The sequence below is a fragment of the Nostoc sp. T09 genome (assembly GCF_002154695.1).
Lineage (GTDB): Bacteria > Cyanobacteriota > Cyanobacteriia > Cyanobacteriales > Nostocaceae > Aulosira.
This window is the reverse complement of sequence record NZ_MTAV01000146.1, coordinates 1-20,611: the sequence shown is the minus strand read 5'-3', so window position 1 is coordinate 20,611 and position 20,611 is coordinate 1. Positions and strand designations below refer to the sequence as shown.

The 20,611-nt window shown below is 43.0% G+C and carries 19 protein-coding genes; 14 read left to right on the top strand and 5 right to left on the bottom strand.

Features of this window, described 5'->3' with window-relative positions; genetic code table 11:
• Positions 1 to 72: 72 nt before the first annotated feature.
• The 3 genes from BV372_RS26155 to hemN all read left to right on the top strand — a co-directional run bounded on the left by BV372_RS26155 (position 73) and on the right by hemN (position 5,783).
• Positions 73 to 1,254 (top strand): acetyl-CoA C-acyltransferase, encoded by a 1,182-nt coding sequence (locus BV372_RS26155; RefSeq protein ID WP_086689443.1) that lies wholly within the window; start codon positions 73 to 75, stop codon positions 1,252 to 1,254.
• Between the two features lie 137 nt (positions 1,255 to 1,391).
• On the top strand, positions 1,392 to 3,830 hold the full coding sequence (locus BV372_RS26150) for an acyl-CoA dehydrogenase (RefSeq protein WP_086689411.1): 2,439 nt from the start codon (positions 1,392 to 1,394) through the stop codon (positions 3,828 to 3,830).
• 570 nt (positions 3,831 to 4,400) lie between these two features.
• Positions 4,401 to 5,783 carry an oxygen-independent coproporphyrinogen III oxidase gene (gene hemN, locus BV372_RS26145; protein ID WP_086689410.1) on the top strand — a complete coding sequence of 461 codons (1,383 nt, stop codon included), beginning with the start codon at positions 4,401 to 4,403 and terminating at the stop codon, positions 5,781 to 5,783.
• Between the two features lie 334 nt (positions 5,784 to 6,117).
• Here hemN and BV372_RS26140 read toward each other — a convergent pair whose 3' ends face one another.
• Both BV372_RS26140 and BV372_RS26135 read right to left on the bottom strand, forming a co-directional pair.
• The gene (locus BV372_RS26140; RefSeq protein ID WP_086689409.1) at positions 6,118 to 6,771 is read right to left on the bottom strand and encodes a cyclopropane-fatty-acyl-phospholipid synthase family protein; all 654 of its coding nucleotides are present in this window, start codon (positions 6,769 to 6,771) and stop codon (positions 6,118 to 6,120) included.
• 44 nt (positions 6,772 to 6,815) lie between these two features.
• Positions 6,816 to 8,174, bottom strand: a complete 1,359-nt coding sequence (locus tag BV372_RS26135) for an APC family permease (RefSeq protein ID WP_086689442.1) — start codon at positions 8,172 to 8,174, stop codon at positions 6,816 to 6,818.
• A 579-nt stretch (positions 8,175 to 8,753) separates the two neighbouring features.
• Between BV372_RS26135 and BV372_RS26130 the strand changes: the two genes are divergently transcribed.
• The 3 genes from BV372_RS26130 to BV372_RS26120 all read left to right on the top strand — a co-directional run bounded on the left by BV372_RS26130 (position 8,754) and on the right by BV372_RS26120 (position 10,774).
• On the top strand, positions 8,754 to 9,032 hold the full coding sequence (locus BV372_RS26130; RefSeq protein WP_086689408.1) for a GlsB/YeaQ/YmgE family stress response membrane protein: 279 nt from the start codon (positions 8,754 to 8,756) through the stop codon (positions 9,030 to 9,032).
• A 222-nt stretch (positions 9,033 to 9,254) separates the two neighbouring features.
• Positions 9,255 to 9,947 carry a manganese catalase family protein gene (locus BV372_RS26125; protein ID WP_086689407.1) on the top strand — a complete coding sequence of 231 codons (693 nt, stop codon included), beginning with the start codon at positions 9,255 to 9,257 and terminating at the stop codon, positions 9,945 to 9,947.
• A gap of 98 nt (positions 9,948 to 10,045) precedes the next feature.
• Positions 10,046 to 10,774 carry a DUF3891 family protein gene (locus BV372_RS26120; RefSeq protein ID WP_086689406.1) on the top strand — a complete coding sequence of 243 codons (729 nt, stop codon included), beginning with the start codon at positions 10,046 to 10,048 and terminating at the stop codon, positions 10,772 to 10,774.
• Between the two features lie 298 nt (positions 10,775 to 11,072).
• Here the strand turns inward: BV372_RS26120 and BV372_RS26115 are convergent, their stop codons facing one another.
• Positions 11,073 to 11,957, bottom strand: a complete 885-nt coding sequence (locus tag BV372_RS26115; protein ID WP_086689405.1) for an aspartoacylase — start codon at positions 11,955 to 11,957, stop codon at positions 11,073 to 11,075.
• 153 nt (positions 11,958 to 12,110) lie between these two features.
• On the opposite strand from BV372_RS26115, the gene BV372_RS26110 reads away from it, so the two are divergent.
• On the top strand, positions 12,111 to 13,007 hold the full coding sequence (locus BV372_RS26110) for a LysR substrate-binding domain-containing protein (protein WP_086689404.1): 897 nt from the start codon (positions 12,111 to 12,113) through the stop codon (positions 13,005 to 13,007).
• A gap of 346 nt (positions 13,008 to 13,353) precedes the next feature.
• Entirely contained in the window at positions 13,354 to 14,157 is an 804-nt protein-coding gene (locus BV372_RS26105) for a creatininase family protein (protein ID WP_086689403.1), read from the top strand.
• A gap of 242 nt (positions 14,158 to 14,399) precedes the next feature.
• Here BV372_RS26105 and BV372_RS38450 read toward each other — a convergent pair whose 3' ends face one another.
• Complete coding sequence (locus tag BV372_RS38450) at positions 14,400 to 14,768, bottom strand: hypothetical protein (RefSeq protein ID WP_373270813.1); 369 nt, start codon at positions 14,766 to 14,768, stop codon at positions 14,400 to 14,402.
• 162 nt (positions 14,769 to 14,930) lie between these two features.
• On the opposite strand from BV372_RS38450, the gene BV372_RS26095 reads away from it, so the two are divergent.
• Complete coding sequence (locus tag BV372_RS26095; protein ID WP_086689402.1) at positions 14,931 to 15,266, top strand: hypothetical protein; 336 nt, start codon at positions 14,931 to 14,933, stop codon at positions 15,264 to 15,266.
• Between the two features lie 410 nt (positions 15,267 to 15,676).
• On the opposite strand, the gene BV372_RS26090 is transcribed toward BV372_RS26095, so the two are convergent.
• Positions 15,677 to 16,027 (bottom strand): helix-turn-helix transcriptional regulator, encoded by a 351-nt coding sequence (locus BV372_RS26090; protein WP_086689401.1) that lies wholly within the window; start codon positions 16,025 to 16,027, stop codon positions 15,677 to 15,679.
• 80 nt (positions 16,028 to 16,107) lie between these two features.
• Here BV372_RS26090 and trxA point away from each other — a divergent pair, with 80 nt between their 5' ends.
• The 5 genes from trxA (at position 16,108) to BV372_RS26065 (ending at position 20,568) form a co-directional block, all read left to right on the top strand.
• Positions 16,108 to 16,440: a thioredoxin gene (gene trxA, locus BV372_RS26085; protein ID WP_086689400.1), complete on the top strand. Its 333-nt coding sequence runs from the start codon at positions 16,108 to 16,110 to the stop codon at positions 16,438 to 16,440.
• 181 nt (positions 16,441 to 16,621) lie between these two features.
• A complete protein-coding gene (locus tag BV372_RS26080) occupies positions 16,622 to 17,416 on the top strand; it encodes an SDR family NAD(P)-dependent oxidoreductase (protein ID WP_086689399.1) in 795 nt (264 codons plus the stop codon).
• Between the two features lie 34 nt (positions 17,417 to 17,450).
• Positions 17,451 to 18,563 carry an alkene reductase gene (locus BV372_RS26075; protein ID WP_086689398.1) on the top strand — a complete coding sequence of 371 codons (1,113 nt, stop codon included), beginning with the start codon at positions 17,451 to 17,453 and terminating at the stop codon, positions 18,561 to 18,563.
• 105 nt (positions 18,564 to 18,668) lie between these two features.
• Positions 18,669 to 19,334, top strand: a complete 666-nt coding sequence (locus BV372_RS26070) for a nitroreductase family protein (RefSeq protein WP_086689397.1) — start codon at positions 18,669 to 18,671, stop codon at positions 19,332 to 19,334.
• A 94-nt stretch (positions 19,335 to 19,428) separates the two neighbouring features.
• Positions 19,429 to 20,568, top strand: a complete 1,140-nt coding sequence (locus tag BV372_RS26065) for an MFS transporter (protein WP_086689396.1) — start codon at positions 19,429 to 19,431, stop codon at positions 20,566 to 20,568.
• The last annotated feature ends 43 nt before the right edge of the window (positions 20,569 to 20,611 follow it).

Here is a 20,611-nt window from a genome sequence, read left to right as displayed (position 1 = left end):
GAAGAAAGAAAAGAAAGAAGTAATTTGTTAGATCTCTCTTTTGCCTTATTTATCAATAGGTGGGAGTTATTTATGAAAGAAGCCTATATAGTGAGTAGCGTTCGCACGCCTGTAGGAAAAGCGCCACGGGGGACGCTACATAATATGCGTCCTGATGATATGGGTGCAGTTGCAGTTAAAGCAGCAATTGCGAAAGTTAAAGATTTAGAACCTGTATACATTGATGATGTAATTATGGGTTGCGCTTTTCCGGAAGCAGAACAGGGATTTAATATCGGGCGGTTAATTGCCCAGCGTGCAGATTTACCTGATTCTGTGGCAGGTGAAACTGTGAATCGCTTCTGTGCTTCGGGGCTGCAAACGATCGCAATGGCAACCCAAGCAATTATGGCAGGACATGCAGAAGTAATTGTCGCGGGTGGCGCGGAATCTATGAGTTTGATTCCGATGGGAGGACATTATTTGGCTCCCAACCCAGAAATGATGATCAATACACCCAAAGCTTACTGCACGATGGGCATGACAGCCGAAAATGTCATGCAGCAATACGAAATTTCTCGCCAAGAACAGGATGCTTTTGCGCTGCGTTCTCATGAAAAAGCGTTAGTTGCTATTAGGCAAGGTCGATTTGCAGAAGAAACTGTACCAATTACAGTGCAAGAAGTACTCTATGTTGATGGTACTCCGCGACCGATAGAAAAGGTAATGACGGTGGATGAAGGGCCGCGTGCTGATACCAGTATGGAAGCCTTGATGAAATTGCAACCTGTATTTCGTGTTGGTGGTGGTGTGACGGCAGGTAACTCATCGCAAATGTCAGACGGTGCAGCCGCAACGGTAGTAATGAGCGATCGCATGATGCATATGCTCGATGTCCGTCCTCTGGGTAAGATGTTAGGCTATGCGGTTGCAGGTGTCGCACCGGAAGTTATGGGTATTGGCCCAGTGGAAGCGATACCGAAAGTCTTAAAACAAGTCGGTTTGACCTTAAACGACATTGGCTTAATTGAACTCAACGAAGCCTTTGCTGCCCAAAGCTTAGCAGTAATTCGCAAACTCGGACTCAACGAAGAAATTGTCAACGTCAACGGTGGTGCGATCGCCCTTGGTCATCCCCTCGGTTGCACAGGTGCGAAACTCACAGCTACCCTCTTCCACGAAATGAAACGGCGTAGCGTCCGTTATGGTTTGGTGACGATGTGTGTTGGTGGTGGAATGGGTGCAGCGGCGGTGTTTGAGAATTTGATGATTTAGGGAAGAAGGCAGGAGGCAGGAGGCAGAGGGCAGAAGGAATGAATAGCGATCTGTCAAACTTTGCCTTCAAAACTCTTGCGTTCTTCTTTGCGCCTCTGCGCCCTTGCGTGAGACTTATCTAATTTGGGGTAAAACTAATGAACCTTCTCCAACCAACCATAGTTATTCCCACACTAATTTTCCTATTACTATTACTTGGTTACATCGGCGTTCCATTGTGGGTTTGGTCGCTTTATTTTGCAACAGTACTACTATCTCTCCACGCCCCTATTTGGACTTGGGTGATTTTTGGCGCGATCGCCCTCATACTTAATATCCCTATTTTGCGGCAAACAATTCTCACATCACCCTTAATTAAAGCCATCAAAGCTTTTAATGTATTACCAAAAATCTCTGATACCGAACGCGCAGCCATTGAAGCCGGCAATGTTTGGGTAGATGGTGAATTCTTCTCAGGTAAACCAAACTTTCAAAGAATTAATCAAGAACCATATCCTTTAGTTACACCAGAACTGCAAGCCTTTCTCGATGGACCCGTCGAACAAGTTTGTCGGATGGTGAGTGATTGGGAAATCTACCGCCGCAAGGATTTACCGCCTGAAGTTTGGGACTATTTAAAACAAGAGCGCTTTTTGGGGATGATGATTCCTCAAGAGTATGGCGGTTTGGGATTTTCTAACTTCGCCTACAGCAACGTGATGACTAAGTTAGCATCTCGTTCTTTTACCCATGTCGCTACTGTCGGAGTGACGAACTCACTAGGCCCCGCAAAATTATTACTCCGCTACGGTACACAGGAACAGAAAAATTATTACCTACCACGCCTCGCAACTGGTGAAGAAATTCCTTGTTTTGCGCTGACAGAACCCACGGCTGGGTCAGATGCAGCCAGTATCAAATCTGAAGGAACAGTATTTAGAGGCGAGGATGGCAAGCTTTATCTGCGTCTGAATTGGAAGAAGCGATATATTACTTTAGCTGCGATCGCCACTCTTTTAGGGCTAGCTTTCAAATTACGCGATCCGGAAAATTACTTAGGTAAAGGTAAAGAAGTTGGAATTACCTGCGTTTTAATCCCCACCAACACACCAGGCGTGAGCATGGGCAGACGGCACGATCCAATGGGTGTGCCTTTCTACAATTCCCCCACAGAGGGACATAACGTTATTATTTCCGTTGACCAAATTATCGGCGGTGTGGAACAAGCTGGTAATGGCTGGAAGATGCTGATGCAAAGCCTAGCCGCAGGTAGAGGAATTAGCTTCCCAGCTAGCTGTACGGGAGTGGCAAAGTTAGTAGCAAGAGTTACTAGCGCTCATGCTGTGGTACGGCAGCAGTTTGGTTTAGCAATTGGGCGTTTTGAAGGTGTAGAAGAACCTCTGGCACGAATTGGCGGTTTGACATACTTAATGGAAGCGGCTCGAACTTATACCTGCGGTGCAGTAGATAAAGGAGAACAACCTGCGGTAGTTTCTGCGATCGCCAAATACAGTTTGACCGAAATCTCCCGCAAAATCATTAACGACGGTATGGACATTATGGGCGGTGCGGGTATCTGTCGCGGCCCCAGAAATTTATTGGCAAACATTTATACAGCAACTCCAATTTCAATTACCGTCGAAGGCGCAAACATTCTCACCCGCACCTTGATGATTTTTGGACAAGGGGCGATTCGCTGTCATCCTTATGTTTATGACGAAATTACAGCCCTGAATCAATCAGATGTGACTGCTTTCGATCGAGCCTTCTGGCATCATTTAGGGTTGACGGTGCGTAATACTTTCCGATCTGCAATTCTCAATCTTACTCGTGGTTACTTGGCTGCTTCTCCCGTACCAGGTGCGACAGCGAAATATTACCGCAAACTAGAGTGGGCATCTGCTACCTTTGCCTTACTGACTGATGTTGCCATGTTCTCCTTTGGTGGAACATTGAAGCGACGGGAGAAGCTGACAGGAAGGTTTGCGGATATTCTCACCTGGATGTATTTAGCGACTGCAACCCTACGACGCTTTGAAGCCGAAGGAAGAAAACCTGAAGACTTAGCTTTTGTTCACTGGGCAATGCAATATACTTTTGCTCAGATGCAATCAGCTTTTGAGGGAATTCTCGAAAACTTGCCTGTACCAGTTTTAGGTAACTTGTTTGCTTGGTGGTGGCGACTCAATCCAATTGGTTCCCTACCTACTGACAAACTGGGTAGCGAAGTTGCTCGTAAACTGCAAATTCCTGGGGAAATACGCGATCGCCTCACCGCAGGTATTCATATTCCTAGCACTAGCGATGAAGCATTGGGACGTTTGGAAAAAGCTTTCACATTGTTATCCCAAGCTGAACCATTACTCAAAACCATCAAAAATGCTAGCCATACAGGGAAACTACCACAGCTAAAACCCGATGAGTTAATTTCAGCAGCCCTCAAAGCTGGAGTGATTAGCGAGAAAGATGTCGAACTCATCTGCGAGGCGGAGTTCGCGCGTAATGATGCGATTCAGGTAGATTCGTTTACCTTGGAGGAGTATATGCAAGGTACTCAAAGCTTTGCTGACAAGGTAGTAGCTCAGACTGTTGGATAAGCAGTTATTAAATTTGGATATAGAACCACAGATGAACACAGATAAACACCGATAATTTATCTGTGTTCATCGGTGTTTATCTGTGGTTCCTTTTCTTTCGCTATTTGGGGTTTCAAGAGACTTCACCATGAAAATCCTATAATCATTTAATCTTCTAATAGTTATATAAGCATAAAATATTATTCAAAATAGTTAAATTCTGCAAAAACCTAGGATTGGGGAGATGAGGCAAGGGAGACAAGGAGGATGAGAGGACAGGGGCGGCGCAGAGAAATGACAAATGCCCAATGCCCCATGCCCAATAACCAAAATGTGCCTCCACACACAGACAAAAATAAAGAAATATTAATAGCTTTATAGTTATACAAATATAAATAGTTAAATAATTTTGGGAGACATAAAAATGGCAGCGATAGCATCGGCAGTGGTATTTGCTGGATCGAGTGATGCAAATCCTGTCTAACCCCAGAATAACAATTCTCTAACTCTGGCATTGACTTTTAATTGACAGACAACCTGAGTCTGTGGCTGGCTATACAACTAATCGCTAGGCGGTATTCGGAGGTTTTGATGGTTTTTCTCTTACCTGGTGTCAAATTTGATCTGGAGATGATCCAAAAGTACGATGCTCCTGCACCTAGATACACCAGTTACCCACCTGCTACGGAGTTAAGCGAAGCATTTACCACCAGTGATTTGCAAACCGCGATCGCCGCCTCAAATCAAAGAAAAACTCCCTTGTCTTTGTATTTCCACATCCCCTTTTGTCAGAGTGCTTGTTACTTTTGCGGCTGTAATACAGTAATTTCCAACAACAAGAATATTGCCAAACCTTACTTAGAGAACTTGGTTAAAGATATTCAGCAAACCGCAGCGTTAATTGATTCAGACCGCAAAGTACTCCAAATCCATTGGGGTGGCGGCACCCCTAACTACTTAGAGCGCGATCAAGTAGAATTCTTGTGGAAAAACATTACTCAAAACTTCACCATCGATCCACAAGCAGAAATTTCAATTGAGATTAATCCCCGCTATGTGGATAGGAACTACATTTTATTTCTCAGAAAGATTGGCTTTAATCGCATTAGTTTTGGTATTCAGGATTTTAATCGCCAAGTTCAAGTAGCAGTGAATCGCGTCCAACCAGAAGAAATGCTATTTGATGTGATGAGTTGGATTAAAGAAGCTCAATTTGAAAGTGTAAATGTAGACTTGATTTATGGACTACCTTACCAAACCCGGCAAACTTTTCGGGAAACAGTGAAAAAGACAATTGAATTAGATCCTGATCGGATTGTTGTCTTTAACTTTGCTTATATTCCGTGGATAAAAGCTACACAAAAAAATATTCCTGAAGATGCCTTACCCTTGCCACAGGAAAAGTTAGAAATTCTGAAAATGACCATTGAAGAACTGACAAGTAACGAGTATATCTTCATTGGTATGGATCATTTTGCTAAATCTAATGATGAACTGGCGATCGCCCAAAGTAATGGCACCCTCAAGCGGAACTTTCAAGGCTACACCACCCACGCCGAAACAGAACTTTTTGGTTTTGGTGCCACATCTATTAGTATGCTAGAAGATGCTTATTTCCAAAACCACAAGCAATTAAAAGATTATTATCAGGCAATTGCTAAGGGTGCTTTGCCTCTGACTAAAGGCATCAAACTAACTCAAGATGACATTATCAGACGAGATGCAATTATGAGCATCATGTCTCACTTCCAATTGCATAAGCAAGATATTGTAGATAAATATCACATCCGTTTTGATGAGTACTTCTCACGCGAATTAGAGATGTTACAGCCTCTAGAAGCCGATGGACTGGTTAGTTTATCAAAAAACTCCATTGTAATTACAGATATTGGCAGATTGCTGGTAAGAAATATTGCTGTTATCTTTGATGGTCGCATTAGAGCTAGAGAAAAACAATTCTCACGGGCAATATAAATCTGAAAAAATTTGTAATAAATGCAGATAAACACTTACAGCAGATTCCAACTTGGTGAAGTACAAATTCTAAGCCTCAAACACAGGTAAAAAGCCTATTTCGCTTCTGAATTCTGCTGTATATTTATCGGTGTTAATCTGTCTTGAAAAGTTCTGATCGCCGGAAGCCGGCGATCAGACTTTTCGCTGTGTGCATCTGTGGTTTGATATAAAAGCATTTATTACAACGAAATTTTGGGTAGAGAAAATCTAAATTATTCGTGAAAGTTACTAGTTTTGTAGGGTAGGCAATGCCCACCCTATGAAGTAGCGATGTTAATTAAAGTTCAAAACCTTATTGTAAATTTGAGGGTATCTTGTCAGGAATTACCCAATAATAGACAGTTTTGCCATCAACATTTAGTGTTTGTTGTGGTTTCCAATCACCCATATCAAAAGCGTGGGAAACAATCCGAGTACCGGGTTTAAGTTCCTTAAATAGCTTCGGGCGGAGTTTGAGGTTGATATCAGGTAGCAAATAGAGTGTTACTACTGTGGCTTGACTCAAATTAGTGTTGAACAAATCTTGCTGCACAAATTTGACGCGATCAGTGACTCCTGCTGTTTTGGCATTTTGATTAGCTTCCTCGATCCGTTCTGGGTTGATATCTATACCTACACCTCGCGTACCGTACCTTTGAGCAGCTGTAATCACAATTCGCCCATCACCACTGCCAAGGTCATAAATTACATCATTTTTGCCCACTTTTGCCACTTTCAGCATTGCATCCACTACTGGTTGTGGTGTTGGTACATAAGGAACATCACCAGGACGTTCTTGGGGTTGAGTTGTGGTTGTAGGAGTTGGTATATCAGTTTGCTGAACAGTCACAGCAGGCTGTTGTGTTCCTGCTTCCGAGTCTTGCTGTTGAGTTGTGCATCCAGTTATTCCGAAGCTGACAACACTAACCCCAGTAGTCAGTAAAAGCAGGATTTTTGAGAAATTCATCACTGTCCTCCTGTATCATTTTGGTATTTGGAATATTGAATTATTTAGGCTCTACCTTGGCGGTAGCTATTCCATAGCAGTAGTGGTATACCTGCTACCACAACCACAACACCGACAACTGCTCCTACGCCTGTATAAACCAAGCTGGAGTAAAGCAGGTAGCCGCAAACTGCACAAAAGAGTAAGGGTGTAAAAGGATAAAAAGGTACGCGAAACGATCGCGTTATCTGGGGTTCGCGCTTTCGCAACACCAGCAGCGATATACCTGAAAGTAAGAAGAAAAACCAAAATACTGGGGCGGTGTAATCCACCATTGTTTCAAAGCCTTTGCGCGTAAGCGTACCCAAGAAAACCAATGCAAGGGCGATCGCTCCTTGCAAAAGTAAGGCATAGGTAGGAGTGCTAGGTCGTTGTTGCCAACGTCCCATAAAACTAAACAGCGAAAAATCCTGGCCCATAGCGTAGTTAGTACGTGCCCCGGTAAAAATTGTGGCGTTGGTTGCCCCTAAAGTAGAAACTGCAATCAGTAAACTGACAAAAAAGGCCCCTGGTTCGCCCCAAAGCGATCGCATTAAATCTGCGGCTACGGCTTCCGATTTAGCCATGTTTGCTAACCCCAACCCCCGCAGGTAAGCCCAATTGATTAGCAAGTAAATAACGGTGATCACGCCAATACTGATCAGGAGCGATCGCAGGATGTTGCGTTGTCTATTTTGGATTTCTGCGGAAATGTAGGCTGCTTCGTTCCATCCACCGTAGGACAATAGAACAAACACCAGTGCCAGCCCCCAAGTACCCGATGATGCAGACTCTACAGGCGTACTAGTATTAGGTGTGGCAGCCAATCCAATAATTACCACCAGCAACAAACCCAAGACTTTAGCAGCACTCAGCAAATTTTGCGTCCACTTACCTTGTTGCAAACCAACAATATTTAAAGCAGTTAAAAGTGCGATCGCTACTGCTGCATAAATAGATGGTGAGAATGTACCTAGTCTCCATATCTGAGAAGCATAGTCACCAAAAACAAATGCCAACAGTGCAATCGAACCTGTTTGAATCACTGTCATCCGTGCCCAGGCAAATAAAAAGGCGACTCCCCGCCCAAAAGCACGTTTTAGGTAATAGTAGGCACCTCCAACATGAGGATAAGTTGTTGCTAACTCTGCATAGCACAATGCTCCTACCAGAGATACTGCACCACCAATTAACCAGAAAAGCAGCACAGCAAAGTCACTACCTGCATAATTCGCTACTAAAGCAGGGGTTTGAAAAATCCCAGCCCCGATCACAATTCCTACAATTAGCGCCACAGCGTCCGGTAATGTTAGCGATTGCTGAGGTGCTGCTTTTTCAGGTGACACTAACTGCTCAATTGAACTGTAGTTTTCAGGTCTACTCACTTGGACTCCTGATTGATGTTGAGTAATCAATGGGGATTCTGCACTTGAGTGTTATCGTCTTTATTGCAACAGAATAACCCTCCTTTTTGATACTCAAGAATTGAGAAAGTATTCAGGTTCAGTTAAGACTCATGGTTATCTTCATCTGCAAAAAATTAGAACCTTCAATCAGTTGTCTAGTACCTCTGTATTTATATTTTTGAGATTCGATTACATTACTGCTGAGACAGATTAATTAAATTATTTATGCAGCTTACATGAACAATATTTATATCTAAAAGTATTTAAATTCACTAATACATCTATAAAAAGGCAGATACATGGTTTCCTTCTAAAGATAGAAATAAACAACCTAATTGTTTCTTAGCATTTAGCAAGAAATAACAAGCCAGGATTATTGCACAAACATTGTCAGATATTCTTAAATCAAGAAATCACAATAATTACACCCTAAAATCCCAAAAACAGGATGAATTCTTCTCTATCTTTTGGTTGTAACATTTATCTCAACCGATAGAAACAATTTTGAGTTTTTATAGATAAATTAAGTACAAACCAGATAAGATTTCTGAGGATTTTATGAATATTATTGCTTGGGTTATTTTAGGACTTCTAGCTGGTGCGATCGCGAAAGCAATATATCCAGGTTATCAGGGTGGCGGAATTCTTTCGACAATGGTTTTGGGTATTGTCGGTGCTTTTATCGGTGGAAGTCTTTACACACTTTTACAAACAGGAACTCTACAATTGACTGCCGCTGGTGCTGGTTTCAGTCTCCCAGGCTTATTTATAGCTGTAATTGGTGCAATTATTGCTATTTACCTATGGGGACTGTTGAGCAGAAGCAGTAGGGTCTAATTTAAATTGGCAGGTCAAAAGTAGAGAGCAAATTAGTACTAATACGCGGAAGTCCAAAGTCAAAAGACGTTTACTCTATTGCATTATTTCAGTCAGGGCTTTATCTACGTCGCGCTGTACTAAGTAATTCTTTTGAGCTACCAGTTTGAGGTAAAACTGGTAGTTCGTAAAGATTACCAATCAATCCATTGACCACATCATTGTTTCAGGAATAAAAACGACATGTTTTTTCATAAAAAAGAGCCGATTCATGCAGTAAACGTTAGCGTTCCCAATCCTCGTTTTGCTCAGTTACTCCTAGAACAGTTTGGTGGAGCAACGGGAGAACTTACAGCTGCTCTACAATACTGGGTGCAATCTTTTCATGTCGAAAATGCAGGCATTAAAGATATGCTCCAAGATATAGCTATCGAGGAATTTAGCCATTTAGAAATGGTGGGTAAACTCATCGAAGCTCATACCAAAAATACGGATCAAACAGAGGCTTATAAGAGTACTCTCTTTGCTATCCGAGGAATAGGGCCTCATTTTCTAGATAGTCAGGGTAGCGCTTGGACTGCAAACTACTTGAATGAGGGTGGAGATGTAGTGCGTGACCTGAGAGCTAACATTGCTGCTGAAGCCGGTGCGCGTCAGACTTACGAAGAGTTGATTAAGTTGGCAACAGATGAGGGAACTAAGAAGACTTTAGTGCATCTGTTAACCAGAGAAATTTCTCATACCCAGATGTTTATGAAAGCATTAGATTCTCTGGGTAAATTAACAGATCCAATATTTGGTAATATTCAGCCTGACGAAACTGTTGCTCTCTACTACAACCTATCTACAAATGGTAATGGTCATGATGAGCGCGGTCCTTGGAATTCTGAACCAACTTTCAAATACATTGCCGATCCGCTGCAAAAACACTCCTAATTAACTGAAGTAGGAGAATAAGATGAGCCAGTTAGAAGTATCTTCTCTGGCTCATTTTTCGGGCAAAAATTAGACTTTAGATGATGGAGAAATAACTGGTGATTGTCAATGCTACACAAAATGGTTGGGAAATTATTTATCACCGTGCACATGCTTTGCTAGCAGCTCAATTAGCGGGACAGTGGCGACGCAAAAATGCTCCAGCCAGGTTATATGAAACCCTAGCTGCAATTTCCCATCATGATGATCTAGAGAAAGAGTGGGAAGAAGATATTGTAACTGAAGCTGGCGCGCCGATGGACTTTACCCTAAATCAAGATACCGATGTCGAGAAAATTGCCAAACTAGTAAAGAATGCGCTCTATCGGGGACGTTGGGTAGCTTTATTAATTTCTAAGCACATGAGTCGGTTAAACGAGGGAAAACGCGGCCAGATTCCAGAACTGGACGAATTTTTAGATGAGCAATTAGAGAACCAAGAACTTTGGCGCAAGGAATTGGGTATTGAAAAGGAAGACGTAGATGCTGCTTATGCATTTATGCAATGGTGCGATCGCCTTTCTTTAATTCTCTGTCAACAAGAACTACCTGCTGATGAACGATGGTTAGAAATTAGCAAAGGCCCTGAAGATCAACGTTATGACATTATGCAGCGCAGCGATTCTTTAGTTACTGTCAAACCTTGGCCGTTTGAGGATGAGAAATTTACAGTCAATATCGAAGCCTGCGATTTATCTCAGTTGAAATTCAAAAGCAACGCTGAACTGTCTAAAGCACTCCAAGAAGCTCCCCGGAAAGCGCTGGAGTGGACTTTTGTGAAGAGTTAGCCGGAGAATAAGGCAGAGGGCAGGAGGACAAGGGGGATGAGGGAGTGTGGGGAGTGTGAGGAGAAATAGGACAAGGGAAGGGAGAAATAATTAAGGTTCTTCAGTACCTAGTATGCTAAATTTACGTGAGAAAATCTCAAAAAGCTTGGTATACATGAGAAATCATGGTTATTTGTCAGATTATTTCTTAATATTGCCTCTTTCCCCTGTTCCCTCTTAAAGACTATGAATTTAGCATAACAAGTACGGTAGAGCCATAATTAATAACTATTGACCCTTGAGAGTCTATTTTCACTTCTCAAGTAATATTTTTATGAGTTAGCTGGGTAATGCACATTGCAATACCCTTTTCATAATAGGCGGCTTCGTTAATAAAAACTGGATACACAGTTGAGTCGCCTTTATAAAGAATTTCCTTACCCTCAAAGGTTAAAAAAATTGGCTCTCCTGGATGAAGCGGTTGATAATCCCTAAATTGCAGTTGAGGATGAATCATTGCCTGAATTTCTCCTAACTCATTTCTGGGATAATCAATTGTTTGAATGCTGTGATAAACGTTGAGGGTATCTTTTACGGCTGGTGTATTTCCCTGGTTGTAAGCTTCTAAATAATCTAAAATTGCGTGCACAATTTCTTCAGTTTCCTGAAATAAAGCAGCATTCAAAATATTTTGAGCTACTGCACCAACTTCAAGAGTACAGCCAAATTCACAAATTGAATCTAGATGAGGTCTGTGTTGATTTTTATTTGTTGAATAAAGTACTTTGACTTTTGGATTTATCGATGTGAGATAAGCTGCTAATTGAATATTTAATAAATTTTCATTACCTAAAATAATAGACAGCCCCATATTGGCTGTAGAAGTGTGTAAATCAATTACAAAATCTGCTTGCTGGCTACCTTGAGCGCCAAAGGTTTGATAAATTATCTTTGCTTGTTGTGTTTCATAATTAGACAAATTAGGGTTTTCTAAATCTTGGCGGAGAAAACAGCGATTTAGGTCAGTATCAACATACCTTTTACCGATCGCATAAGCTCTAGGATTCGCAATCAGCGTCAGACTCTCAAAACTTGAGCGCTGAATCAAATGAGGCGATCGCTCAAATTTCTTGACTAGATAAATTCCTGTCAGTTCATTTCCGTGGGTTCCACCAACAATCACAACACGCTTGATTTTGCTCATAGTTATAGTGATTAACCCGATAACCGTTACACGTTGCGGGGATGAATCTCGATCAACAGCCTTTATGTGTCACTATAAGGGAAAGCAACTATATTGAAGATACTTTTTTAGCTAGTACACTATATATAAAAAATATAGTAGTTCTGGCAAGCAATGGAACTTCGACATTTGCGGTATTTTATTGCTGTGGCTGAAGAAAAGAATTTTAGCTACGCAGCCCAACGCCTGCATATAGCTCAGCCTCCCCTCAGCCAGCAGATTAGCGCCCTTGAAGTCGAAATTGGCGTGAAACTGCTCGATCGCAAAAAGCGCCCGCTGCAACTCACATCTGCGGGACAAGTATTTTTAGAAGAAGCACGGTTAGTTTTAGCTCAACTTGAACGCGCAATTGTCCAAACGCAACGAGCTAGCCGAGGCGAGATTGGACAATTGGTAGTGGGTACTAATAGTTCTATTGCTAACAGCCTTCTACCTGAAATGCTGCGAACATTTCGCGATCGCTTTCCCAATGTAAAACTAGTGTTACGCGAACTTACAGCTTCCGAGCAGATTCAAGAACTGCACAATCGTCGTCTCGATCTGGGATTCGATCGCTTACCTCATTCCCATCAACAGGATGCTAACTTGAGCTATCTGCCAATTGTGCGCGAGTCCTTGGTGATTGCATTACCAACAACACATCACCTCACCACCCAAGCAGAAATTCCTCTCGAAGCAATGGCTGATGAGCCTTTTGTCTTACCTTCGCCAGAAATCGTTCCTTCCTACACTGAAATTATTAATCTCTGTCAGCAAGCTGGTTTTTTCCCCAATGTAGTTCAAGAAGCAACTTGGGTAATCACCGTTCTCAGCCTAGTTGCAGGTGGTGTAGGAGTCGCACTTCTACCCAGCAATGTCCAAAATCTTCAGCGCACAGGTGTTGTTTACAGACCCATCAAAGGCGTAAATCTCTCGCGAGAGATTGTAGTAGTTTGGCGACAAGAAGATTCATCACCTGTCTTGCACGAATTTCTGAATGTAATTAGGGAGTTAATCTCTTCTCAGTCCTAATTTCAGTAATAGTATGATTACTTTTAGTTGTAGCGATCGCTTTGCTTATTTTTAGCTAAAGCAATTATTTCTGTAAATGAAACAAAAAACACCCGGGAGTGTTGCCGTGTTTCCACCCCAGATGTTTTTCGTTTTAACTTGCTCCTCACACACAAATAAACAATATCACCTGTCCTATTATTAATTAGTATACTAGATAACAATTTTAGAAAATCTTAAAGTCTGATTGTCAGAAAATAAGGTAAAAGGCAGATGCCAGAAGGAAATTCTCTTTCTTCCGTCATTCCCAATCCTTAATCCCCTGTCCCCAGTCCCGGTAAGATAAAAATGACGCGATATTAGTCAGATGCATAGCTTTATACCCCCAAAACGCTTTTTTCCTTATCTCAGTTGGACTGACATCCAAGCGATGCCAGATAAGGAAAATGTGGTAATTATTCAACCAGTAGGAGCAATTGAACAACATGGCCCTCATCTGCCGTTAATAGTCGATGCTGCCATTGGTGTTGGGGTGTTGGGAAAAGCCTTGGCAAAACTTGACTCTAATATTCCTGCTTATGCTTTGCCCAGTATTAACTATGGTAAATCTAACGAACACTGGCACTTTCCTGGCACTATTACTCTGAGTACGGAAACACTCACGGCAACAATTATGGAGGTGGGAGATAGTATTTACCGAGCCGGGTTTAGAAAATTAGTGTTGATGAACTCCCACGGCGGACAGCCTCAAGTCATGCAATTAGCAGCGCGGGATTTACACGTTAAGTATGGCGATTTTTCGGTGTTTCCCTTGTTCACATGGCGTGTGCCTAATATTACTAAAGAGTTGCTAACGCCAAAAGAAGCAAAATTAGGTATGCACGCCGGAGATGCTGAAACTAGTTTGATGTTGGCACTTTTACCGGAGCAGGTGCAACTGGATAAAGCTTTGGCTGAGTATCCGCCAGAACAATCAGAAACTAGTTTGCTGAGTTGGGAAGGTCAACTACCTGTGGCTTGGGTAACGCGGGATATCAGTCAAAGTGGAGTCATTGGTGATGCGACAACAGCAACTAAAGAAAAAGGCGATCGCATCCTCGAATCTGTCTCGGATGGTTGGGTGCAAGTTATTCGCGATATTTATAACTTTCAACCACCCCAAATTGGTTAATTGGTACGTCTAAGTACAGAATTGCACAAGTTCGTAACGAATTAATACCAATTTAAAAAATGATTGCGACAGATGGATCGCTCAAAAGCTTGGTGACAAAATCTTTCACAATCCAAAATCTAAAATGGTATAACTTGGGTTATGGGTTCATTTTGGCGCACAGTCCAATTTTTGTATCAAAAAAGCTCAAGCATCCATGCTTGAGCGTCAACTACATCAAATAAATTTATTGCACTAACCGATTAGCTTTTTAAAGTGAATCTACAAAGCTTAGTAACGATTACGTCCACCAAAGGAACCTCTTTCTTCCCTAAACCAATCATTGCAAAGCGACCGTTCCAATTTTCACTTTGAGGAGTGAACCCAAAACGCGCAGGGTTGCGGTCATCTACAACAGGAGGTGTCGGTTTGTTAAAACCTGTCATGAGTAAAACTCCAGTGTATTGCAGTATAAAAGTTGGCACTGTCTGTAACGTAATGTAACTGATTTTTACAATAATGCAATATTTAGCTGAAGCTAGAAAAACGGCAATCACTTTCAACAAGACTATGGCTTGAGGGAGAAGATACAGGCTGAACCCAGCTGTATATTGAGCCTTGCTTGAATGCACCAGGACTTACGCAAAATTATGAAAAAACGAACCGCAAAGGACTCGAAGGACACGTTTGCCGCAGGCATTCCCGAAGGGTAGGAAAGAGGGTTTCAGAGGGTTCTTGCGTAAGTCCTATGCACAATCAACGAAAGCACATATAAAAAAGGATTAAGACAAGCTATGGCAAAGCAAAAATCATCGAGCAATGAACAAGAGCAAACTCTCCACTCCAGCACAGAGGCACTCGAAGCTTCTCAAGCCAAGGAAGCCGGTTCTAAGTTTGAGTGGCATACCGGTCGGATTACTCGCTTGGGGAACTTCGAGATTGCTGGTGGCAGACAAGTGACGATTATCTGGGATGAAGGAGGCGTGATGTCACAGCAGGGGGACATTACCGATGAGCAGTGGGAAATTTTCAAGCTGGCGTTTACGACCACGGGCCGTCTTGCCGTGCTAAGCGATCAGGAAGGGGAAAAGTGGATGCGCGATTACCGCTTTCTGGAAGTCATGCGGTAAGTATTTCCCATATACTCTTGACTGACAGGGGAACCTTGTTAGTGAGAGAAGAGAGATGTTTTTGAAATGTGCAGCTTTCTTAAGCAGGGGGAGAAAGAGAGTTTAAATGTAACTTCTTCACTCGCCCTGCTTTTAAGTCAAGAAATTTGTTGGCATTAGTGTTCTTAATTTCAAGCAGACACAATCACCTTCGTCTAGACCAGTGTCTACACCAGAATCAATACGGTTCAGTTAAGCTGAGATGCGATATGTCATAGGGGCACGGCACCGATAAAATTATGTGATGCACCGAAAGATTATGGATGCCGTGCCCCTACAATTCGTGTTAACTCAACGGTATTGACACCAGAATAAGATTTTTAACTGGAGCAAGCTGTAAACAAAAGCTGAAGCTGATAAGAGATATTTATTTAGGCTGTTGAGGCTGTTTGTTTATCAGCCGACGCACAAATATTTAATGGTTGAGCCGATTGCAAGACTGCATCCAACAATCCCGGAAACAGCGCTTCTAAATCCTCGCGCCGCAATCTATTGATGTGCTGCGTTCCTTCTTTATGAGTCAATACTACCCCCGACTCCCGCAAAATCTTAAAGTGATTTGACATTGTTGATTTGGCGATCGCAAAATCAAACCCAGCACAGCACTGCTCTCCCTGAGTTGCTAAAAGCCGCACAATCTCTAGTCTTACCGGGTCGCCTAAGGCGTATAACACTCCCGCTAACGAAATATCTTTTCGATCTGGATGATACAAGAATCTCATAGTTGCACTATCTCATAAAATGGCATATATTTTACTTATTCGATATTATCGAATAATAGAATTAAATCAGGAGGACGATTATGTCATCCGTTACAAATGTCACGGAAGCCACATTTAAGCAAGAAGTCCTTGAAAGCCACGTTCCAGTCTTAGTAGACTTTTGGGCACCTTGGTGTGGACCTTGCAGAATGGTAGCTCCGGTTGTCGATGAGGTCGCTACCGAATACGATGGCCAGGTGAAAGTGGTAAAACTGAACACAGATCAAAATCCCACCGTCGCCAGTCACTATGGTATTCGGAGTATTCCCACGCTAATGGTATTTAAAGGGGGCCGACAAGTCGATACGGTCGTGGGTGCCGTGCCCAAAACCACTTTAGCTAAGACTTTATCACAGCATATTTCCGAAAGTTAACCGCCTAGAGTGGGCTAATTATAAGACTTGAATGAGGGGAATCTTTGTTTCTTGAAAGTCAAGGGTCAAGGGTTAAGAGTCAAGAGTCCAGGGTCAAGAGTCATTGGTTATTTCTCCCCACACTCCCCACCCTCTCCCACACTCCCTTCCCTTGTCTTTCCTTCTCTCCCAGGAGAATAAAATGGACTTGAAATTACAAGGTAAATCCGCGCTGGTGAGTGGCTCAACAGCAGGTATTGGTTTAGCGATCGCGCAAGCGCTGGCACAAGAAGGTGCATCAGTAATAGTAAACGGACGATCTGCGGCACGAGTTACACAGGCCATCGCTAAAATTCAGCACAGTCATCCGGAGGCAAAAGTTTCTGGTGTGGTTGCGGATTTAGGAACACAAGAGGGAATTAAGCGACTGCTTGCGGAAGTTCCTCACATTGATATCTTGGTTAACAATCTCGGAATTTACGAGCCAAAAGTATTTTTTGATATTACTGACGCAGACTGGTTGAACATATTTGAAATTAACGTACTCAGCGGCGTTCGTTTAAGCCGACAATATCTGCAAAAGATGCACGAGCAAAATTGGGGACGGATAATTTTTATTTCCAGTGAGTCTGCTGTACAGATTCCTGTAGAAATGATTCACTATGGCATGACCAAGACATCTCAGCTAGCGATCGCCAGAGGTCTAGCAGAAATGAGTGTTGGTACTGGGGTAACGGTGAACTCTGTATTACCAGGACCGACTCGCTCAGAAGGTGTTGCAGAATTTATCACCCAGATAGCACAAGAACGCGGTATTACTCCCAGCGAAGCCGAGGCAGAGTTTTTCCGGACTCTGCGCCCCACTTCCTTGCTCAAACGCTTTGCAACTTGTGAAGAAGTCGCTGCGATCGTTGTCTACCTAGCTAGTCCTATAGCTTCGGCAACTAATGGTGCAGCTTTGCGGGTAGATGGTGGCGTGATTCGGTCGATTATTTAGTCAATTTTTCCCCATTTATTTGGAGATGTAACCAATGAATAATAGTATCAACTTGTTCTCTCCTTACCGATTGGGTGACTTAGAACTGCCCAACCGAATAGTCATGGCTCCCTTAACCCGACAAAGAGCAGGTCAGGGAAACGTACCGCACTCACTGAATGCCACATACTATGCCCAACGCGCTTCTGCTGGGCTGATTATTGCGGAAGCATCTCAAGTTTCTCCTCAAGGGCAAGGGTATCCTAATACACCAGGTATTTATTCACCTGAACAAGTGGCAGGTTGGAAACTAGTAACTGATGCTGTACATCAGCAGGGAGGAAGAATTTTTCTGCAACTATGGCACGTAGGCAGAATTTCTCACCCTGACTTTCAACCAGATGGGGTATTACCTGTAGCACCTTCTGCCATTGCGCCTAAAGGTCAGGCATTAACCTACGATGGGTTTAAACCTTTTGTAACTCCCCGTGCTTTAGAAACCTCAGAAATTCCAGAGATTGTCGAAAAGTACCGCCAGGGGGCAGTAAATGCTCTAGAAGCTGGGTTTGATGGCATAGAAATTCACGCAGCTAATGGTTATTTAATCGACCAATTTCTCCGGGATGGTACGAATCAACGTACAGATGAGTATGGGGGTAGTATTGAGAACCGTGTCCGATTTTTACTAGAGATTATAGAGGCAGTAACTAGCGTCTGGGATGCTAACCGAGTAGGGGTACGCCTTTCTCCTAGCGGGACATTTAACGATATGCGTGACTCTAATCCCTTAGAAACCTTTGGTTATACCGCGCAAGTACTCAACCAATTTAATTTAGCTTATTTGCATATCGTTGACTCTACAGATGCAGATATCAAATATGGTGGGACAGCAGTACCAATTAATTATTTACGGGAAAGGTATACAGGTACGCTGATTGCTAGCGCTGGTTATACCCGTGACAAGGGCAATGCTGTCTTAGCTAACAAACAAGCCGATTTAGTCGCTTTCGGCACTCTATTTATAGCAAATCCGGATTTACCGCGACGCTTGGCTATTAATGCACCGTTGAATCAACCAAATCCAGAAACCTTTTATGGTGGTGGCGAACAAGGATATACAGACTATCCGTTTTGGTCGGCTGCCAGCGAACAAGTACTTAGTCTATAATGACCCCGATGTAGTGGGTAGCAACCTTTTACACCAAAAAAGCATTTAGTCCGATAATAAAAAGCGCTATAACAGCGTAGGAACTTCAACTATCAGGAGAATCTCATGAGTGTTATTACACAAACTCAAGCTCTAGATGTACCCAGTGCTATTCTCAAGCGTCGGTCGATCAAAACTTTCAAATCAGATCCCATAGCTCCAGAACTACTCAAGCAACTAGTAGAGTTAACCGTAGCCGCACCCAGCAGTTTTAATATCCAGGACTGGCAAATTATCCTCGTGCAAGATGAAGCACAAAAGGCAGCATTATCAGCAGCGTCTTGGAATCAACAACAAATTATCCAAGCACCTGTGACATTTGTTTTTGCGGCAGATCCCAAGGCTGGAGAACAAGACTTGACTCCAGTTTATGAGCGAGCGCTCGAAACTGGTGCATGGAATGAAGGTACAGTCAACTACTTTAAAAATGCCATACCGCAGTTTCAAGCTTCTCTAGGAGATAAGCAACGCGAATATGCGATTAAAGATGCAATCATTGCAGCTACCCATTTGGTACTCGCAGCCGAAAGTTTAGGTTTATCCACCTGCTTTATGAATGGTTGGATTGAGGATCAAGTGAAAGCTGTGATTGGTGCATCAGAAGATCCAGATTTAGCGATCGCAGTTTTAGTACCCGTTGGCTATGCCGCAGAACCACGCCTCAATCCCGGTCGCTTGCCTCTATCTGCTAACGTTTCTGTAGACAGAATCGGCAACCCTTATCAGGGGTAATTCTTAATTGTAGAAATGAAACCACAGATAAACACCGATAAACACAGATATTTAACAGTGTTTATCTGTTCCCTTTCCCAAATCCCTTAGAACCATGTCCCTAGCCTCGTTTTTAGCACGTCGTTCGCTTCACTATGGCTGGCTTGTCGCGGGTTTAACATTCTTAGCGTTATTAGTAGCAGCCGGGATTCGTTCTGCACCAGGAGTTCTGATCGTGCCTTTGGAGCAAGACTTTGGCTGGAGCAGAGCTACTATATCCTTGGCAATCTCCATCAACTTAGTACTCTATGGACTGATTGGCCCTTTTGCTGCCGCTGTCATGGAGCGCATCGGCATTCGCCGGACAATGGTATTCGCATTGGCTTTCATCGCTATTGGTGTTGGCTTAACCACTTTCATGTCAACTTCCTGGCAGTTAGTCTTACTTTGGGGAATTATTGTCGGTAGTGGTAGCGGAGTCATCGCTTTAGTATTAGGTGCGGTTGTCGTCAATCGCTGGTTTGTAGAGCAACAGGGTTTGGTTCTGGGGATTCTTACCGCCAGCACAGCTACCGGACAATTAGTATTTCTGCCGATGTTGGCGTCGGTAGTAGAAAGGTTTGGATGGCGCACAGCTACTTTAGCTCTGGCTGGCGTTGCACTTGCAGTTACTCCTGCGATCGCCTTATTCATGCGCGATCGCCCTGCGGAAGTTGGCTTGCGACCTTTTGGCGATTACAGTGAAACTGTGGAATTAATACCGCCAAAGGCCAATTCCATCACTTCAACTCTGAACAAACTTTGGCAGGGCTTTAAGTCTAGAGATTTTTGGTTGTTATTTAGTAGTTTTTTTATCTGTGGTGCCAGCACTAACGGACTCATTGGCACTCATCTAATTCCCGCCTGTATTGATCATGGTATCCCTGAAGTTAAGGCTGCGGGACTGTTAGCGATTATGGGAATCTTTGATTTTATCGGGACAACTATCTCCGGTTGGCTGTCTGATCGGTGGAACAATCGCTACTTACTGTGCTGGTACTACGGGCTGCGGGGTTTATCCCTAATTTTTCTGCCCTTCAGTTTTCACTTTTCATTCTACGGACTCTCAATCTTTGCGGTCTTCTACGGACTCGACTGGATTGCTACTATACCACCGACAGTTCGCCTTGTAGCCAACGTCTTCGGCAAAGAGAATGTCGGCGTCATGTTCGGCTGGATTGTAGCCGGACATCAACTCGCATTGGTGTCAACTTAAGCAAAAAGTAAGCAAAAGATGTAATCTAAGAACATTAATAATG

Bases quoted from the DNA above. Each gene is read 5' to 3' on its own strand.
- BV372_RS26115 (WP_086689405.1), bottom strand. From the start codon at position 11,957: ATGAGCAAAATCAAGCGTGTTGTGATTGTTGGTGGAACCCACGGAAAT.
- hemN (WP_086689410.1), top strand. From the start codon at position 4,401: ATGGTTTTTCTCTTACCTGGTGTCAAATTTGATCTGGAGATGATCCAA.
- BV372_RS26105 (WP_086689403.1), top strand. From the start codon at position 13,354: ATGCATAGCTTTATACCCCCAAAACGCTTTTTTCCTTATCTCAGTTGG.
- BV372_RS26090 (WP_086689401.1), bottom strand. From the start codon at position 16,027: ATGAGATTCTTGTATCATCCAGATCGAAAAGATATTTCGTTAGCGGGA.
- trxA (WP_086689400.1), top strand. From the start codon at position 16,108: ATGTCATCCGTTACAAATGTCACGGAAGCCACATTTAAGCAAGAAGTC.
- BV372_RS26065 (WP_086689396.1), top strand. From the start codon at position 19,429: ATGTCCCTAGCCTCGTTTTTAGCACGTCGTTCGCTTCACTATGGCTGG.
- BV372_RS26125 (WP_086689407.1), top strand. From the start codon at position 9,255: ATGTTTTTTCATAAAAAAGAGCCGATTCATGCAGTAAACGTTAGCGTT.
- BV372_RS26110 (WP_086689404.1), top strand. From the start codon at position 12,111: ATGGAACTTCGACATTTGCGGTATTTTATTGCTGTGGCTGAAGAAAAG.
- BV372_RS26080 (WP_086689399.1), top strand. From the start codon at position 16,622: ATGGACTTGAAATTACAAGGTAAATCCGCGCTGGTGAGTGGCTCAACA.
- BV372_RS26070 (WP_086689397.1), top strand. From the start codon at position 18,669: ATGAGTGTTATTACACAAACTCAAGCTCTAGATGTACCCAGTGCTATT.
- BV372_RS26075 (WP_086689398.1), top strand. From the start codon at position 17,451: ATGAATAATAGTATCAACTTGTTCTCTCCTTACCGATTGGGTGACTTA.
- BV372_RS26095 (WP_086689402.1), top strand. From the start codon at position 14,931: ATGGCAAAGCAAAAATCATCGAGCAATGAACAAGAGCAAACTCTCCAC.
- BV372_RS26155 (WP_086689443.1), top strand. From the start codon at position 73: ATGAAAGAAGCCTATATAGTGAGTAGCGTTCGCACGCCTGTAGGAAAA.
- BV372_RS26150 (WP_086689411.1), top strand. From the start codon at position 1,392: ATGAACCTTCTCCAACCAACCATAGTTATTCCCACACTAATTTTCCTA.
- BV372_RS26130 (WP_086689408.1), top strand. From the start codon at position 8,754: ATGAATATTATTGCTTGGGTTATTTTAGGACTTCTAGCTGGTGCGATC.
- BV372_RS26140 (WP_086689409.1), bottom strand. From the start codon at position 6,771: ATGAATTTCTCAAAAATCCTGCTTTTACTGACTACTGGGGTTAGTGTT.